Source organism: Niallia sp. MER 6 (assembly GCF_023714395.1).
In the GTDB taxonomy this organism is placed as follows: domain Bacteria; phylum Bacillota; class Bacilli; order Bacillales; family Cytobacillaceae; genus Niallia.
Window position 1 is genome coordinate 74217 of sequence record NZ_JAMAUK010000003.1, and the last position, 16202, is coordinate 90418.

A 16202-nucleotide genomic window follows, 5' to 3' on the forward strand; every position below is an offset into this window, starting at 1 on the left:
TGGTGAACGAATATGGAAAGCATTAATGATACTCTTCGTAAGCTTGGAGCAAACGGCGGCTTTCAAGAGAGGTATAAGGCTATGAAGGAGCAGGTGCTGAATCACCCTGATGTTAAATCATTCCTAGAAGAGCAGGAGGATTTTATCACCCCGCGTATGCTGGAAACAGGCATGATGAAGCTGTATGAGTATGCAAACCAAAGCAAAGAGTGCCGAAGCTGTCCTAGTTTAGGTGAGTGCATTAACATGATGCAGGGATATCATCCGAAGCTGGTAATTAACAGAGGAGCTATCGACATTCAATATGATGTCTGCCCGCGCAAGATAATGGAAGACAGCCAAAAGAAAAAGGAAAAGCTTATTCGGAGCTTGCATGTGCCTAAGGATATTCTCAAGGCATCATTCAACAATCTGGACATAGGCCAAGAGCGTGCTCAGGCGGTTAGGGCAGCAATTAATTTCGTAAAACAATACGAACCTGGAATTCGGCAGAAAGGTCTGTATTTCTTTGGTGAGTTTGGTGTAGGAAAATCCTATATGCTTGGCGCAATTGCTAATGAGCTTTCGCAAATGCAGGTTTCTTCCATGATTGTGTATGTGCCGGAACTATTCAGGGAAATGAAGAGTTCTATTGCTGATAACTCATTAAATGACAAAATTGAGAGCATTAAAAGAGAACCAGTCCTGATGCTTGATGATATTGGGGCAGAGACGATGTCAAGCTGGATACGGGATGAAGTTTTAGGACCAATTTTGCAGTTTAGAATGCTAGAAAATCTGCCGACATTATTCAGCTCGAACTTTGATTTTGCAGGTTTAGAATACCATCTCACTTATTCACAGCGCGGTGAAGAAGAGAAAATGAAGGCGATGCGGGTAATGGAAAGAATCAGATACTTGGCAGAACCAGTTCATCTGAGAGGCGAAAATAAGCGTAAATAACCTTTATGAAGGCAGGCTTAAAACATTTGAGCCTGCCTTTTTCTTGTGAAGATTATCGTCACCACTTCTATTTTTTTGTGTTTCCCCATATACATTCTAACAAGGATTTTTTTCACAAAGGGGGGTTACGATTGATTGAAGTCATTTTTCAAAAAAAAGGCGATGGAGAAAAATTGCTTAGGCTGATCAATCTTAAACATAAATATCCGAATTGGGGCATCAGTTCCATTCAAGAAGAACAGGAATTTCGCTTGAAGTTCAGCTGGAGTGCTGAGCAAAATAATTTGTTTATCCAAACACTTAAAATGGTTTTAGGGGAGTTTATTCTTCACTACAAATCAGAGGAGTGGGCAAGGCAAGTATTGACAGAGCAATACTATTATACAGATGAAGCGGAGCAGCGCCATATTCTTGAGATTCTCCACAGTCTGCTTGAAAAAGAAAGAAAGGATTTAGCAAGCCTGCTTGGCAAGCTTCATTTACACGAGTGTCTCGATCATGCCATTGGTGACCTGCTGAAAGAAAATCTTTCTTTTTCTTTCGATAGCTTTGTGACATTCCGGCTGCAGGACTATACCCAAAAGCTGCATGGCTATGTGGAAATCGCCATTGATGAATATAAGATGGAACAGGAGTATCAAGTGTTCATTCAGACGTTAAGGGACTTTCTTGCAGAACGTAAACCTAAGGTCCAGACGATTCATGTGCTTGTCGACTTAGAAATTCAATTTTATGATTCAGAATATCGGGAACTCTCTCAGCAGGATTTAATGAAAATACTCGACAGCAAGATGTTTGCCTATCAATCTGTCTATATTGATCCATTTTCAATCGGTCCGCTTCTATCCCTTGCGCCAAAAACGATTCACCTGTACACAGAAGACCGCGAGCAGCCAATCGTTCGCACTATCATGAACATCTTTGAAGAGAGAGTCAGCGTTCTGGACAAGGAGGAATTTTTTCAAGGAACACCGCACACATTCTAATAACTATTGAGAAAAAAATGAATCGCGGCTACTTGCAATTATAAAACATAAAGCATATAATAACGTACATAAAATAACTATATCGAATACATGTTATGATAAGGACAATAGTTTTCTTGTACGGTTTTAAGAGAGGGAAGCATTAGCTGGGAGCTTCCTAACACGATGAGAATTGCTTACCACCTTTAAACTTCAGCCAGGAACAGGGAAACCCCCTTATTATTGGTTTGGCGGACCGCAGCCGTTATCTGCTTAACTAAAGCCGTTTATGCCCATAGTGGGATGAGCGGGAATTAGGGTGGAACCACGAATTATATAAACATAACTCGTCCCTTTCTATAGGGACGGGTTTTTTTGCGTTCTGGTCCTTTAACATGAAAAGATAAACAAGTATAACGAAGGAGGAAATATCATGTCAGAAATGATAAAAATTACATTTCCAGATGGAGCAGTAAAGGAGTTTGCTGCAGGCACAACTACTGAAGATATCGCAGCATCCATCAGCCCTGGACTAAAGAAAAAAGCTCTTGCCGGTAAAGTTAACGGTGGATTATATGACTTAAGAAGACCAATCCTTGAGGATGCTTCTTTTGAAATCATTACACCTGAGAGAGAAGAGGCATTGGAGATTCTTCGCCACAGTACTGCCCACTTGATGGCACAAGCTATTAAAAGGCTGCATGGTAATGTAAAGCTTGGAGTAGGTCCTGTTATTGAAGGTGGTTTTTATTATGATATCGACTTGGACAAATCACTTACACCAGAAGATTTGCCTTTAATTGAAAAGGAAATGTCTAAAATCATTAATGAGAACTTGGAGATCGTTCGTAAAGAAGTAAGCCGCGATGATGCAGTTAAGCTCTTTACAGAAATGGATGATGAGTACAAGCTGGAGCTGATTGAAGCAATTCCGGCAAATGAGACAGTTACATTGTATGAGCAAGGTGAATTTATTGACCTTTGCCGCGGTGTGCATGTGCCTTCTACAGGTAAACTGAAAGAATTCAAACTATTGAACATTGCAGGAGCTTACTGGAGAGGCAATAGTGACAATAAAATGCTTCAGCGTATTTATGGAACTGCCTTCTTCAAGAAAGCAGATCTTAATGAGCATCTTCGTCTATTGGAAGAAGCGAAGGAAAGAGATCACCGTAAAATCGGAAAAGAGCTTGATCTGTTCATGACTTCTCAAAAAGTTGGACAAGGCCTGCCATTATGGCTTCCTAAAGGTGCAACAATCAGACGAATTTTGGAAAGATACATTGTCGATAAAGAAGAAAGATTAGGCTATCAGCATGTCTATACACCAATCATGGGTAGTGTTGATCTTTATAAGACTTCCGGCCACTGGGATCATTACCAAGAGGATATGTTCCCTGTAATGGATATGGATAATGAGCAGCTAGTTCTTCGTCCGATGAACTGCCCGCATCATATGGTTGTGTACAAAAATGATATTCACAGCTACAGAGAGCTTCCTATTCGTATTGCCGAGCTTGGAACAATGCACCGCTACGAAATGTCTGGAGCCCTATCTGGACTTCAGCGTGTCCGCGGGATGACTTTGAATGATGCTCATATCTTTGTCCGTCCTGATCAAATTAAGGATGAATTCAAACGCGTTGTAAACCTTGTGCTGGATGTGTACAAAGACTTCAATCTGACAGATTATTCTTTCCGTTTGTCTTATCGTGATCCGCAGGATACAGAGAAATATTTCGACGATGATGAAATGTGGAACAAAGCACAAAGCATGTTGAAAGAAGCGATGGATGATCTTGGCTTGGATTACTACGAAGCTGAAGGAGAAGCAGCATTCTATGGACCGAAGCTTGACGTTCAGGTTAAGACTGCTCTTGGCAAAGACGAGACTTTGTCTACTGTTCAGCTTGACTTCTTATTGCCAGAGCGCTTTGATTTAACATATGTCGGCGAAGACGGCAAACAACACCGTCCTGTTGTTATCCACAGAGGTGTTGTATCGACAATGGAAAGATTCATCGCATTCTTGATTGAAGAATACAAAGGTGCATTCCCAACATGGCTTGCTCCTGTACAAGTTCAAGTGATTCCAGTATCTCCTTCTGTTCATTTTGATTATGCGAAGCAAGTGCAAGAGCAGCTTCAAAATCAAGGGTTCCGTGTGGAGCTTGATGAGCGTGATGAAAAAATTGGTTACAAAATCAGGGAAGCACAAATGCAAAAAATCCCTTATATGCTTGTTGTAGGTGACAAGGAAGTGGAAGAAAATGCAGTCAATGTTCGTAAATACGGAGAGCAGAAGTCTGAAACTATTCCTTTCGATTCCTTCCTGCAAGGTCTTTTGGACGAAGTGAAAAAATAAAAAGTACTTTCCAAAAAACGGTGATGTACCGAAAAAACAGGAAATTATGCAAAAAGTATTGCAATAACGCAAGAACTTTGATAAAATTTTTTTCGTTGTGATAATTCTTTCGTTGACTTATCCATTTCGACTGTGATATAGTTACTAAGGTAAATTGAATATAAAGTTCTGAGGAAAAGAAGAAGCACCCGCTTCTCACCTGATTGACACGGATTCCAAGTAGTTAACAGGTATTACGTAAACAATTTAGGTCTTACTATGGTTATCGTAAGTGTGGGTGATTTGAGTCGCCCACACTTTTTATTTTGGATGCAAATCCAAATTTGCGATTTCAACTGGGGAGTCAAGTGTCAATTGGTACTTAGCACAGAAAAGGACGCGAAGCTTTTCTTGATAAGGTCTTGACCCGAACGTTGTATTCGTCAATTAACCTTGGAGGTGTTTAACTATTAGCAAAGATATGATTTTAAATGAAGGTATTCGTGCTCGAGAAGTTCGTCTTATTGACCAAAACGGTGAACAGCTTGGCATTAAAACGAAATTTGAAGCTCTTGAAATTGCAACACGTGTGAATCTTGATGTAGTTCTTGTTGCTCCAAATGCCAAACCACCAGTAGCTCGTATCATGGACTACGGGAAATATAAGTTTGAACAGCAAAAGAAGGAAAAAGAAGCACGTAAAAATCAAAAAATCATTAATATCAAAGAGGTTCGCCTTAGTCCGACTATTGATGAGCATGACTTTAATACAAAGCTTCGCAATGCAATAAAGTTCCTGGAAAAGGGCGATAAAGTAAAGGCATCCATCCGTTTTAAAGGACGTGCCATTACACATAAGGAAATCGGTCAACGTGTACTAGTTCGCTTTGCGGAAGCTTGTACAGAAGTTGCCACTGTGGAATCACATCCTAAAATGGACGGCCGAAGCATGTTCATGACTTTAGCGCCTAAAAACGACAAGTAAACGAGGAGGAATACGAAATGCCAAAAATGAAAACTCACCGTGGAGCAGCAAAACGTTTCAAAAAAACCGGCTCTGGTAAATTAAAACGTTCACATGCTTACACAAGCCATTTATTCGCTAACAAATCTACAAAACAAAAACGTAAGCTTCGTAAAGGTTCTTTAGTATCTTCAGGAGATTACAAACGCATTCGTCATTTATTAGACAACATTAAGTAATTTTTTCTAAATAGGAGGGAAATAATATGCCACGTGTTAAAGGCGGTACAGTTACACGCAAACGTCGTAAAAAAGTTCTTAAATTAGCTAAAGGTTATTTCGGTTCAAAACATACATTATACAAAGTTGCTAACCAACAGGTTATGAAATCCCTAATGTATGCATACCGCGATCGTCGTCAGAAAAAACGCGACTTCCGCAAACTTTGGATTACTCGTATCAACGCAGCAGCACGCATCAACGGTCTTTCTTACAGCCGTTTAATGCACGGATTGAAAGTTGCTGGTATCGAAGTAAACCGCAAAATGCTTGCTGAGCTTGCTGTAAGCGATGAAAAAGCATTTGCTGAATTAGCAACTGTTGCTAAACAAAACATTAAATAAGCTTTTTAAGCTTAACAAAGAAGGCATGGTTCATGCCTTCTTTTTATTTATATAGATTTAAGGAAAGGGAGAGGGGCAATGACTATTAAAATCGTTTGTCTGTATTGGCTTCTTATTAATCTTTCTGGGTATCTTGTGATGAAAATAGATAAAGACAGAGCAAGAAGACATGCTTATCGTATAAGTGAACAAAACTTGTGGACAATAGCCGTCTTTTTCGGTGCATTAGGAATGACTGCGGGAATGAAGCAATTTCGCCATAAAACAAAGCATGCTGCTTTTAAAGTAGGATTGCCGCTGCTAGCTGTTGTCGAAACAATAGCTTTTATTTTTATATTAAAGGAATTAGCATAAATTTGAAGGTTTGGCTATACACTTTACTAACAGCATGATTCTCTTACAATTGAAGGTGATAGAATGGAAGACCAATTATCAATGCTATTTGTCATGGTAGAATTAGGCGGGGTGCTTGCACCTATTGCGTTTATTCTCTTCCATACGTTAAGGCAAGTGTTATTTATTCCGCCAATGCTTGTATGTATTGCTGGAGGAGTGCTTTTTGGCGTAACATTCGGTACGATTTATTCGGTCATAGGACTGACAGTGAATTGCCTGTTTTTCTTTCTTGTTATCAACAGAATGCCTAAAACACGTCAACGACTTAGCGGTTTGAAGAAAAAGTGGTTTGGAGAATATCGCAATCTAACGACTGGGCAGGTGGCCGTATTAAGGCTGATTCCTTTTATCCATTATCATTTATTGAATTTTTGTTTGCTTGAACGTACGAAGAATTTCAAGGATTATATGAAATTTTCGTTAATGACTAATATACCGCTGGCATTTTTCTATACGATTTTCGGCCAGTTCATCAGTCAGTTTTCACCGACGATGATTATTGTCATTCTGTTTGCTTTAGCTGTATTAGTGTATGTATTGAGAGAGAAAATGACTATTATAAAATGGCATGAATTTTTTAAAGATAAGAAACAAGAAAAAAAAGCTAAACACTCGTTTTAGCTTTTTGTTTTTTATTTTAGGACTTTTTCCAACTTATCTTTGCATTTGGGTAAACAGCTTTCAGTGTTTCTTCGAGAAAGTATACATCTCCGTCAAGCAGTTTAGTGTCATATGGTTCAGCAGGCCATAATAGAATACTGCTCACCGTTTTCTGATCATTTGGATTTACATATTTTTCCCCTTCGAATAAAAAGCCGTTGTAGGTGAAAACCAAGTTTATTCTAATATTTTTTTTGTCATCAATCATATAAAACTTGTTTCTTCTCTTGGCAAACTCAAGCCTGCGTACAGGACTTGCAGCATATGAAAGGATGCGATAAACGATAAAGATGATAAGTGCCAATAACAGCAAGCGCAATAGCCACATCATATAAAAAGCCTCCAAATCTTTTGATAAAACTTTAGCTAATTCTATACGTGTGAAAACATATAAGGTTTCAATTTTATGAAAAAAAATATAAAAAAGTGCAGATTATGCTTTTAAAATAGTGGATTTCCAACATACTATTAGAGAACCCTATAGGAAGGCCAACAAATTGCTAGGAAGAATTTTAATTTATTAGTATAATAAGAATGATTTGAATGATTAATATAAGGGAGTCGAAGTAACGTGAAGCTAGATGAAACATTGACGATGCTTAAAGAGCTGACAGACGCTAAAGGTATACCGGGAAATGAAAGAGAACCACGGGAAGTAATGAAAAAATACATAACAGAATATGCAGATGAAGTGACTACTGATAATTTAGGAAGTCTTATTGCTAAAAAAACAGGCAAAGAAGGCGGACCGAAAATCATGGTAGCTGGCCACTTGGATGAAGTTGGCTTCATGATTACAAGAATTGATGATAAAGGCTTTTTATACTTTCAGACAGTAGGAGGCTGGTGGTCACAAGTAATGCTTGCACAGCGAGTAACAATCGTGACAAGCAAAGGTGATATCACTGGCGTAATCGGTTCAAAGCCGCCACATATCCTCTCTCCAGAAGCACGGAAAAAGCCTGTTGAAATCAAAGATATGTTTATTGATATCGGTGCTGCTTCTAAAGAAGAAGTGCTTGAATGGGGAGTAAAACCTGGCGATATGGTCGTACCGTATTTTGAATTCACGGTAATGAACAATGAAAAGATGCTGCTTGCTAAAGCTTGGGATAACCGCATTGGCTGTGCGATTGCCATCGATGTCTTAAAAGGCTTAAAAAATACGGAACATCCTAATACTGTATATGGTGTTGGAACAGTGCAGGAGGAAGTTGGTCTGCGCGGTGCGAGAACAGCAGCGCAAAAAATTCAGCCTGATATTGCCTTTGGTGTAGATGTGGGTATTGCGGGAGATACACCGGGAGTAACAGAAAAAGAAGCGCTGAGCAAAATGGGCAAAGGTCCGCAAATTATTCTTTATGATGCAAGCATGGTTTCTCATAAAGGCTTAAGAGATTTAGTAACAGATACAGCAGATGCTAATAATATTCCATATCAATTCGACAGTGTGCCTGGCGGCGGAACAGATTCTGGTGCTATCCATCTTACACATAATGGAGTACCGGCATTGTCTATTACAATTGCGACACGCTATATTCATTCACATGCAGCAATGCTTCATCGTGATGATTATGAAAATGCCGTTAAGCTGATAATCGAGGTAATTAAAAAGCTGGACAGTGATACTGTGAAGGAATTGACATTTAAATAACCGTTTTTAAGAGACCAGAAATGGTCTCTTTTTATTTCGACACATCCGTACGCTGCTTCTTTGGCCAAAGGCAATAGCTGAAACTAATGAGGAAATCAATCCCAAGGACGACAGACCAGATTTGGATAAGACGAAGCAAGGTATTTGCATCTTCTTTTGGAATAAATATTGTCATCATATAAAGCAATGCAGCACCAATTGCAAAAGCCACAAGGTGGCGGAGCCAGCCAGTAATTTCTTGTTTAGCATGCGCCCGTCCATATTTTTTTACAGGCTTTTCTCCTGCAGCAAACCGGTAGCTGAAATGGGCATCCATCCACTTGATCATACTGTGTCCGAAGGCGATGGTGACGCCAAGATAAACGGCTGCCAGCCCATGGAAAACCGTTATTTCGCTGCCTTTGTTTATATCTGCAATAGTAAAGATAACTAACAGTAAATCAATAATTGGTGTTGCAAGCAGCAATGCTGCACCTACCTTGTTTTTTCCAAGAACATAACGGCTAAACAATCCTAGCAATACAAATAACCAAAAAGAAATTTCGCAAATGATAATCAGGATGCCAATCATGGAAACACTCCTTTTTTAATACAACTGTATTAAATACAAATTAGCACAGTTGTATTAAAAAAGCAATAGAGTTATACTATTGGTATGCCTAAAATTGTTAATCATACTTTACAAAAAGAAAAAATCGCAAAAGCAACATGGAGTGTTATCAGAAAGGTTGGCATGGACAAAGCTTCTGTCAGAAATATTGCAGAAGAAGCAGGCCTGTCAGTCGGCGCACTCCGCTATTACTTTAAAACGCAAACAGAATTGCTTCAATTCTCGATGAATTTAGCATCTGAAAGGGTGAAGGAGAGAATCTCAGCCGTTTCGCTGACAGGGGAACCAGTCGAGGATGTTTGCACCATTTTGTACGAGCTGCTTCCGTTAAATCAAGAGAAACAAGAAGAAATGGAGGTTTATTTTGAGTTTACGAAAAAGTCGATTTCTGATCCATTGCTTGTGGAGCAGCGTAATGAAGTGTTAAAAGAAATGCAGCATGGAATAAGAAGATGTGTAGAAGGTCTTATCGTAAGCGGCAGCACGAAGCAGGAGCTTTCTGCAGAAGCGGAAGGAAGGCGTCTATTTGCCTTAATTGATGGTCTTGCTTTCCATTGCTTACTCGGTGTGATTACGAGTGAAGAAATGAAACAAACTGTTCGTCTCCATATCGAGACATTATGCAAATGATAAACATAAAAAAAGTTTGCCCTATTTTGGGCAAACTTTTTTTGCTATTGTAAATCAATAGGCGGAGGCGGCGGGGTATTGTTTAAGATTGCCGCTTTTCGCGCTTTCAAGAATCGGTTGATATTTAAAACAATTGTTTTTGCAACAGCATATGTTGGGACCGCTAGAATCATTCCAAGTATACCTGCTAAGTTTCCTGCGACGAGAAGCAGGACAATAATAGTGGCAGGATGCGTATCGAGCCTTTTGCCTAAAATAAGCGGTGACAAGATATTTCCTTCAATTTGCTGAGCAATGGTGATGACAATAATAACGAGCAGAGCCTGAGTCGGTGAAGTGAACAATGCGATAATAACAGCAGGCGCTCCGCCGATAAGTGGTCCGACATATGGAATAATGTTAGTTACAGCAACAATCAAGGCCATGACTAAAGCATAATCCAGACCGATAATCCAGTAACCGATTAAGGCAAGTGTACCAACGAAAAGGGCAACCATAACTTGTCCTTGAATATAAGCAGCTAAAGTTTCACCAGTATCCTTTAGTATTTTTGTAGCTTCCTTGCGGTAAGAAGCAGGGAAAAACCTTGATAATGCTGCTGGGAATTTGTTCCCGTCCTTGAAGCTGTAAAACAGCAAAAATGGGACGGTGACAATCGTTACTGTAATATTTGTCATTGTGCTGATGATGGTGCTTATGCTGTTTGTAATGCTGCTTGGAATTGTCTGAGCAAAATCATTGAGCTTGGCTGTGATGTCGCTCATTGTCACATATTCCTGGTTAAGCAGCCATTTATACTGTTTCGTATCATTCAAGTCATTGAAGAACCTAATGGCTTGATCTGCATAGTTCGGTATATTGCTAAATAGTTCTGTAATCTGCTTGCTGATCATCGGAATAACGCTGCCGATTGCTAAAATAATTAAACCTATTACTACTACATAAATAATAATAATAGCTAATGTTTTCGGTACCTTATATTTTTGCAAGAAGTTGACAATCGGATTCAACAGGAAGTACAAAAATCCTGTGATAATAATAGGAAAAAACAAAGTAGAAAACAGTACAGCTACAGGCTGAAATAAAAAAGATATTTTTGTGCAAACATAAATGATTGCGACAATTAATAATACTTGCAAAAGCCAATAATGAAACTTCTTCTTCGTCAAGATAACTTCACCTTTTTTCTTTATTAGTTACATTACTTTATGTATATGTGCACAAAAAACCAATAGAAACGTATAGTACACGTAGTATAGCATATAAATCTATCTGAATTATACCCTGCTATACAAAGTTTATAACATTGCAGTTATGCTTTATGGATATACGATTGACGATAAAAGAAGTTTCACTATTAATAAAAATTTTTGGGCAAAAAAAAGGAGGAATTAGCATCCCCCCATTTTTCTTTATTTCAATCCTGATTCTAAAGATTGCAGCATCTCTGTCTTTTCATCCTCAGAAGAATTTTTCCAGATTACTTCGAATAAGACCCCGAGACCAGGAAGCATTTTCTCTTCGCCATTTTGGATAGCATCTACAATCGTCGCCTTCAGCTCGTCTTGTGTATTGCCAGAGACATTATGGATAATCGCATTACGTAAATTTAAATTCATGGATAACACTCCTTTTTCCTAATATGACAAACCCATACTATATCATTACTCATTTAACGTTTATTATGTATATTCTTTACGCTATAATAATAAAAAATGAAAGAATGGTTAGCTTAAGTGAGGAGACGTACAATTTGAAACATATATTATCTGCCAAAAACCCTCAAATAAAAGAGTGGAAAAAATGCCTGACAAAAAAAGAAAGGGACAAAACAGGCACCTTTCTTGTAGAAGGCTTTCATTTAGTAGAGGAAGCGTTAAAAGCAAATGCAATTAAGCACTTGATTATTTCTGAGGAAATAGAAATGCCAAAATGGGATTACGGTGATGTTCCTGTAACCATTGTAACGAAGGAAATTATTCTGCAATTAACAGATACTGAGACCCCGCAAGGAATTGTGGCTTTATGCACCCAGTATGCTGATGAACAAGTGCTTTCCACAGGAAAATCCTTTATTGCTCTTGATGAGATTCAGGATCCAGGTAACCTTGGAACAATCATCCGCACAGCCGATGCTGCCGGAATTGATGCCGTAATAGTCGGCGACGGCACTGTTGACATATATAATCCGAAAGTTGTTCGCTCAGCGCAAGGCAGTCATTTTCATCTGCCTATTATTAAGCAGAACTTGCCGCAATTTATTGCAGAATTAAAGGAAAAAGAAATACCTGTTTATGGTACAAGCTTGGAAAACGGCGTCAATTATCGAGAAGTAACACCTGAATCCTCCTATTGTTTAATTGTCGGCAATGAAGGAAACGGAGTAAGCAAAGAAGTGCTTGCTGCAACGGATAAAAATCTGTATATTCCGATACATGGGAAAAGTGAATCCTTAAATGTAGCAGTTGCTGCAGGCATTTTAATCTATCATTTCGCCTAATCTGCAAGCTTACAGCAAAATGGATTTGAAATGAACATGAAAATATACTATAATAATGGCAAATTGCATGATGAATAAACGTTGATGGAGAAAAGTAATTTACAGCTCTGCTGATTTAGGGAGAAAATGCCTTGACTGAAAGCATTTTTATCTGGCAGCTTAAATGAAGTTCACCTCCTGAGTTGGCATCGGGACCAGTTTCATTAATGAAATTGTAAAGATGTTCCGGCATTTATGCCGTTATCCAAATGAAGTGAACTTGAATGCTTAATTCAGGTTAATTAGGGTGGTACCGCGAATATATAAACCTCGTCCCTTTGTTGGGATGGGGTTTTTTTATGTTTCAAGCAGCAGTAGTTTTACGAAAGCTTGTACGATTCATGCAAAATTAAAAGGAGGAAACGAGATTGGAAGCGAAATTGAAGGAACTGCAAGCAGAAGCTTTAACAGCAATAGCAGCCAGTGAAAACGTAAAAGAGTTAAATGACATAAGAGTTGCATACTTAGGCAAAAAAGGCCCAATTACAGAAGTGTTGAAGGGAATGGGCAAATTATCGGCAGAGGAACGCCCGAAAATGGGAGCTTTAGTTAATGTCATCCGCGATGAAATTACAAGCCATATTGAAGAAAAACAAAAGACGCTGGAAGAAGCAGAAGTGCAAAAGAAAATTGCAGCAGAAACAATTGACGTTACTTTGCCAGGCCGCCCAGTTGCGGTTGGAAATCATCATTCCTTGACGAGAGTGATTGAGGAAGTGGAGGATCTGTTTATCGGAATGGGCTATACAGTCGAGGAAGGTCCAGAAGTGGAAGTCGACTATTATAATTTCGAGGCTTTGAACTTGCCGAAAAACCACCCAGCAAGAGACATGCAGGATTCTTTCTACATTACAGAGGAACTGCTTCTTAGAACACATACTTCACCAGTGCAAGCTCGTACGATGGAGAAGCATAAGGGCGTAGGTCCTGTTAAAATTATCTGTCCTGGTAAAGTGTATCGCCGTGACAATGATGATGCTACGCATTCCCACCAATTCATGCAAATTGAAGGGCTTGTCATTGATGAAAATATCCGCATGAGCGATCTTAAAGGTACACTTGAAGTGTTCGCGAAGAAAATGTTTGGCAATGACAGAGAAATCCGTCTTCGTCCAAGTTTCTTCCCATTCACAGAGCCTTCTGTAGAAGTTGATATTTCTTGCAGTATCTGTAAAGGAAAAGGCTGCAGTGTATGTAAAGGCACAGGCTGGATTGAAGTGCTTGGAGCAGGTATGGTTCATCCAAATGTGCTGGAAATGGCAGGATTTGATTCGAAGAAATATTCTGGTTTTGCCTTTGGAATTGGTGCAGAACGTATTGCGATGCTGAAGTACGGAATTGACGATATCCGCCATTTCTATACAAATGATATCCGTTTCTTAAAACAGTTTACAGTGCCAGAATATTGAGTTGGAGGAGAATAGCAAATGTTAGTTTCTTATAAATGGTTGCAAGAATATGTAGATTTAAATGATATAACACCTGAGGAGTTAGCTGATCGCATCACGAGAAGCGGTATTGAGGTAGAAGGTGTGGAAGTGCTAAATGAAGGCATGAAAAATGTCGTTATCGGTCATGTGTTAGAGCGTGAACAGCACCCAAATGCAGATAAACTGAACAAATGTCTAGTAGATGTAGGCGACGGCGAACCAGTTCAAATCATTTGTGGAGCACCAAATGTTGATGCTGGCCAAAAAGTAGCTGTTGCTAAGGTTGGAGCAGTTCTTCCAGGGAACTTCAAAATTAAAAAAGCGAAGCTGCGCGGTGAGGAATCAAATGGAATGATTTGTTCCCTGCAGGAGCTTGGCATTGAAGCAAAAGTTGTTGCAAAAGATTATTCAGAAGGCATTTTCGTGTTCCCAGGTGATGTGGAAGTAGGCAGAGATGCACTTGAGTATTTACAAAGAGATGATGCAGTCCTTGAGCTTGGCCTGACTCCAAACAGATCAGATTGCTTAAGCATGTTAGGAGTTGCTTATGAAGTTGCAGCTGTTTTAGGCAAGGACGTAAAGCTTCCTGCTGTTGACTATCCAAAAACAGCAGAAAGCGCTGCGGATTATGTAAGCGTAAAAGTGGAAAACAGTGAGGATGTACCACTATACACAGCAAAAATTATTAAAAACGTTAAAGTCGCTCCATCACCATTATGGATGCAAGGAAGACTAATGGCTGCTGGTATCCGTCCACATAACAATGTTGTCGATATCACAAACTATATTCTGTTAGAATACGGTCAGCCTCTGCATGCATTTGACTATGATCGTTTTGGTTCAAAAGAAATTCTTGTAAGAAGAGCAAAAGCTGGAGAAACAATCGTAACTTTGGATGATGCAAAAAGAACGCTGACAGAAGACAATTTGCTAATTACAAACGGTGAAGCTGGAGTTGCTGTAGCTGGTGTAATGGGCGGTGCAAATTCAGAGGTTCAAAGCGATACAACAACAGTCCTTTTGGAATCTGCTTATTTCGAAGCTGGAGTTATCCGTAAATCCTCTAAAACACTAGGCTTAAGAAGTGAAGCGAGCGCAAGATATGAAAAAGGAATCGATCCTAATCGTGTTCGTCAAGCTGCTGAAAGAGCGGCGCAATTGCTTCAAATTTATGCAGGCGGAGACGTTTTGGAAGGTGAAGTGGCAGCAGAAAACCTAAAAGCTGAGCCGAAAATTGTTTCGATTACTTTAGAGAAATTGAACAATGTATTAGGGACTTCTTTAACAGAAGGCGAAGTGACAGATATTTTCAAAAGGCTTCAATTTGAAACTTCTGTTGAAAACGGCAGCTTCACAGTAACAGTGCCGACTAGAAGAAATGATATTTCTATTCCAGAAGATTTAACAGAAGAAGTAGCAAGACTTTTCGGTTATGATCATATTCCAACAACCTTGCCTATCGGTGCAGCTATCCCAGGCGCGTTGTCAGAATATCAGAAAAAGCGTCGCGCTGTCCGCAAATATTTAGAAGGTGCAGGATTATATCAAGCCATCACTTATGCATTAACAAGTGAAAAGAAAGTTCAGCAATTTGCACTAGAGAAAAGAAATCCAGTCCGCCTGGCAATGCCAATGAGTGAAGAAAGAGCATTGCTGAGACAAAGCATCGTTCCACAGCTGTTAGAGGTAGTAAAATATAATGCTGCCCGCCAAAATGACAGCCTGTCTGTTTATGAAACAGGCGTTGTATTCTTGGAGACAGCACAAAATGAGCTTCCGGAAGAAAAAGAGCATGTTGCAGGTGCTATTACAGGATCATGGGTTTCTCATATCTGGCAAGGTGAGAAAAAACCGGTTGATTTCTTCGTATTAAAGGGAGTGCTTGAAGGGCTGTTCCAGAAGCTTGGCGTTTCTGAAGAAATCGAGTTTACGCGCGGAACAATGGATGGCATGCATCCTGGAAGAACAGCAGATATTTTGTTCAAAGGTGAATCAATCGGGTTTGCTGGCCAGGTGCATCCACAAGTTCAAAATGAGCTTGATTTGAAAGAAACATATGTCTTTGAATTAGATTTAAGCAAGCTGCTTGCTGCTGAAGTTACAGACTTGCAATACACGACAATTCCAAGATTCCCTAGCGTAACAAGAGATATTGCTCTTGTTGTTGATACCACAATTTCAGCTGGCGAAATCCAAAAAATTATCGTTGAAGCAGGCGGTTCCTTACTGAAAGAAGTACAGGTGTTTGACCTGTATGAAGGAGACAAAATGGAAGAAGGCAAAAAATCCATTGCTTACTCTCTAAAATATTTCGATCCAGAACAAACATTGACAGATGACATGATTACAAAGTCGCATGACAAAGTTTTAGAAGCTGTTAAAGAGAAAGCAGGAGCTGTGTTAAGAGGATAATATAGATGGAAGCTGGCCGGTATGGCCAGCTTTT

17 protein-coding genes and 2 other annotated features are annotated in these 16202 nt (G+C 39.4%); of the genes, 13 read left to right on the plus strand and 4 right to left on the minus strand.

Going from position 1 to position 16202, the window contains the following annotated elements:
- Positions 1 to 12: 12 nt before the first annotated feature.
- The 8 genes from dnaI (at position 13) to M3600_RS05055 (ending at position 6854) form a co-directional block, all read left to right on the plus strand.
- Positions 13 to 942, plus strand: a complete 930-nt coding sequence (gene dnaI, locus M3600_RS05020) for a primosomal protein DnaI (protein WP_251644861.1) — start codon at positions 13 to 15, stop codon at positions 940 to 942.
- Positions 943 to 1073: 131 nt separating this feature from the next.
- Positions 1074 to 1928: a putative sporulation protein YtxC gene (gene ytxC, locus M3600_RS05025; RefSeq protein ID WP_233317481.1), complete on the plus strand. Its 855-nt coding sequence runs from the start codon at positions 1074 to 1076 to the stop codon at positions 1926 to 1928.
- A gap of 412 nt (positions 1929 to 2340) precedes the next feature.
- Positions 2341 to 4272, plus strand: coding sequence for a threonine--tRNA ligase (gene thrS / locus M3600_RS05030; RefSeq protein WP_251644862.1), 1932 nt, complete (start codon positions 2341 to 2343; stop codon positions 4270 to 4272).
- A 170-nt stretch (positions 4273 to 4442) separates the two neighbouring features.
- Positions 4443 to 4581 (plus strand) — a sequence feature (ribosomal protein L20 leader region).
- 151 nt (positions 4582 to 4732) lie between these two features.
- Positions 4733 to 5236 carry a translation initiation factor IF-3 gene (gene infC / locus M3600_RS05035; RefSeq protein WP_233317485.1) on the plus strand — a complete coding sequence of 168 codons (504 nt, stop codon included), beginning with the start codon at positions 4733 to 4735 and terminating at the stop codon, positions 5234 to 5236.
- Between the two features lie 17 nt (positions 5237 to 5253).
- The gene (gene rpmI, locus M3600_RS05040; protein WP_101175729.1) at positions 5254 to 5454 is read left to right on the plus strand and encodes a 50S ribosomal protein L35; all 201 of its coding nucleotides are present in this window, start codon (positions 5254 to 5256) and stop codon (positions 5452 to 5454) included.
- Positions 5455 to 5480: 26 nt separating this feature from the next.
- Positions 5481 to 5837, plus strand: a complete 357-nt coding sequence (gene rplT, locus M3600_RS05045; RefSeq protein WP_127737091.1) for a 50S ribosomal protein L20 — start codon at positions 5481 to 5483, stop codon at positions 5835 to 5837.
- A gap of 78 nt (positions 5838 to 5915) precedes the next feature.
- Positions 5916 to 6191, plus strand: coding sequence for a DUF1294 domain-containing protein (locus M3600_RS05050; RefSeq protein ID WP_233317488.1), 276 nt, complete (start codon positions 5916 to 5918; stop codon positions 6189 to 6191).
- A 63-nt stretch (positions 6192 to 6254) separates the two neighbouring features.
- On the plus strand, positions 6255 to 6854 hold the full coding sequence (locus M3600_RS05055) for a TVP38/TMEM64 family protein (protein ID WP_233317490.1): 600 nt from the start codon (positions 6255 to 6257) through the stop codon (positions 6852 to 6854).
- Positions 6855 to 6870: 16 nt separating this feature from the next.
- Here M3600_RS05055 and M3600_RS05060 read toward each other — a convergent pair whose 3' ends face one another.
- A complete protein-coding gene (locus M3600_RS05060; protein ID WP_251644863.1) occupies positions 6871 to 7224 on the minus strand; it encodes a sigma-w pathway protein ysdB in 354 nt (117 codons plus the stop codon).
- A gap of 264 nt (positions 7225 to 7488) precedes the next feature.
- Between M3600_RS05060 and M3600_RS05065 the strand changes: the two genes are divergently transcribed.
- Positions 7489 to 8547, plus strand: a complete 1059-nt coding sequence (locus tag M3600_RS05065) for a M42 family metallopeptidase (protein WP_233317564.1) — start codon at positions 7489 to 7491, stop codon at positions 8545 to 8547.
- A 31-nt stretch (positions 8548 to 8578) separates the two neighbouring features.
- Here the strand turns inward: M3600_RS05065 and M3600_RS05070 are convergent, their stop codons facing one another.
- Entirely contained in the window at positions 8579 to 9118 is a 540-nt protein-coding gene (locus tag M3600_RS05070; RefSeq protein ID WP_237941790.1) for a hypothetical protein, read from the minus strand.
- A gap of 84 nt (positions 9119 to 9202) precedes the next feature.
- Between M3600_RS05070 and M3600_RS05075 the strand changes: the two genes are divergently transcribed.
- The gene (locus M3600_RS05075) at positions 9203 to 9787 is read left to right on the plus strand and encodes a TetR/AcrR family transcriptional regulator (RefSeq protein ID WP_251644864.1); all 585 of its coding nucleotides are present in this window, start codon (positions 9203 to 9205) and stop codon (positions 9785 to 9787) included.
- A 44-nt stretch (positions 9788 to 9831) separates the two neighbouring features.
- On the opposite strand, the gene M3600_RS05080 is transcribed toward M3600_RS05075, so the two are convergent.
- Positions 9832 to 10956, minus strand: a complete 1125-nt coding sequence (locus tag M3600_RS05080; protein WP_237941788.1) for an AI-2E family transporter — start codon at positions 10954 to 10956, stop codon at positions 9832 to 9834.
- 243 nt (positions 10957 to 11199) lie between these two features.
- A complete protein-coding gene (sspI, locus tag M3600_RS05085; RefSeq protein ID WP_233317507.1) occupies positions 11200 to 11406 on the minus strand; it encodes a small acid-soluble spore protein SspI in 207 nt (68 codons plus the stop codon).
- Between the two features lie 134 nt (positions 11407 to 11540).
- Here sspI and M3600_RS05090 point away from each other — a divergent pair, with 134 nt between their 5' ends.
- From M3600_RS05090 to pheT, 3 genes are all read left to right on the plus strand, one after another.
- Positions 11541 to 12287 (plus strand): TrmH family RNA methyltransferase, encoded by a 747-nt coding sequence (locus tag M3600_RS05090; protein WP_233317510.1) that lies wholly within the window; start codon positions 11541 to 11543, stop codon positions 12285 to 12287.
- 72 nt (positions 12288 to 12359) lie between these two features.
- Positions 12360 to 12607 (plus strand) — a binding site (T-box leader).
- Positions 12608 to 12694: 87 nt separating this feature from the next.
- On the plus strand, positions 12695 to 13735 hold the full coding sequence (pheS, locus tag M3600_RS05095) for a phenylalanine--tRNA ligase subunit alpha (protein ID WP_233317512.1): 1041 nt from the start codon (positions 12695 to 12697) through the stop codon (positions 13733 to 13735).
- 18 nt (positions 13736 to 13753) lie between these two features.
- Entirely contained in the window at positions 13754 to 16168 is a 2415-nt protein-coding gene (pheT, locus tag M3600_RS05100; protein ID WP_237941787.1) for a phenylalanine--tRNA ligase subunit beta, read from the plus strand.
- Positions 16169 to 16202 lie beyond the last annotated feature (34 nt).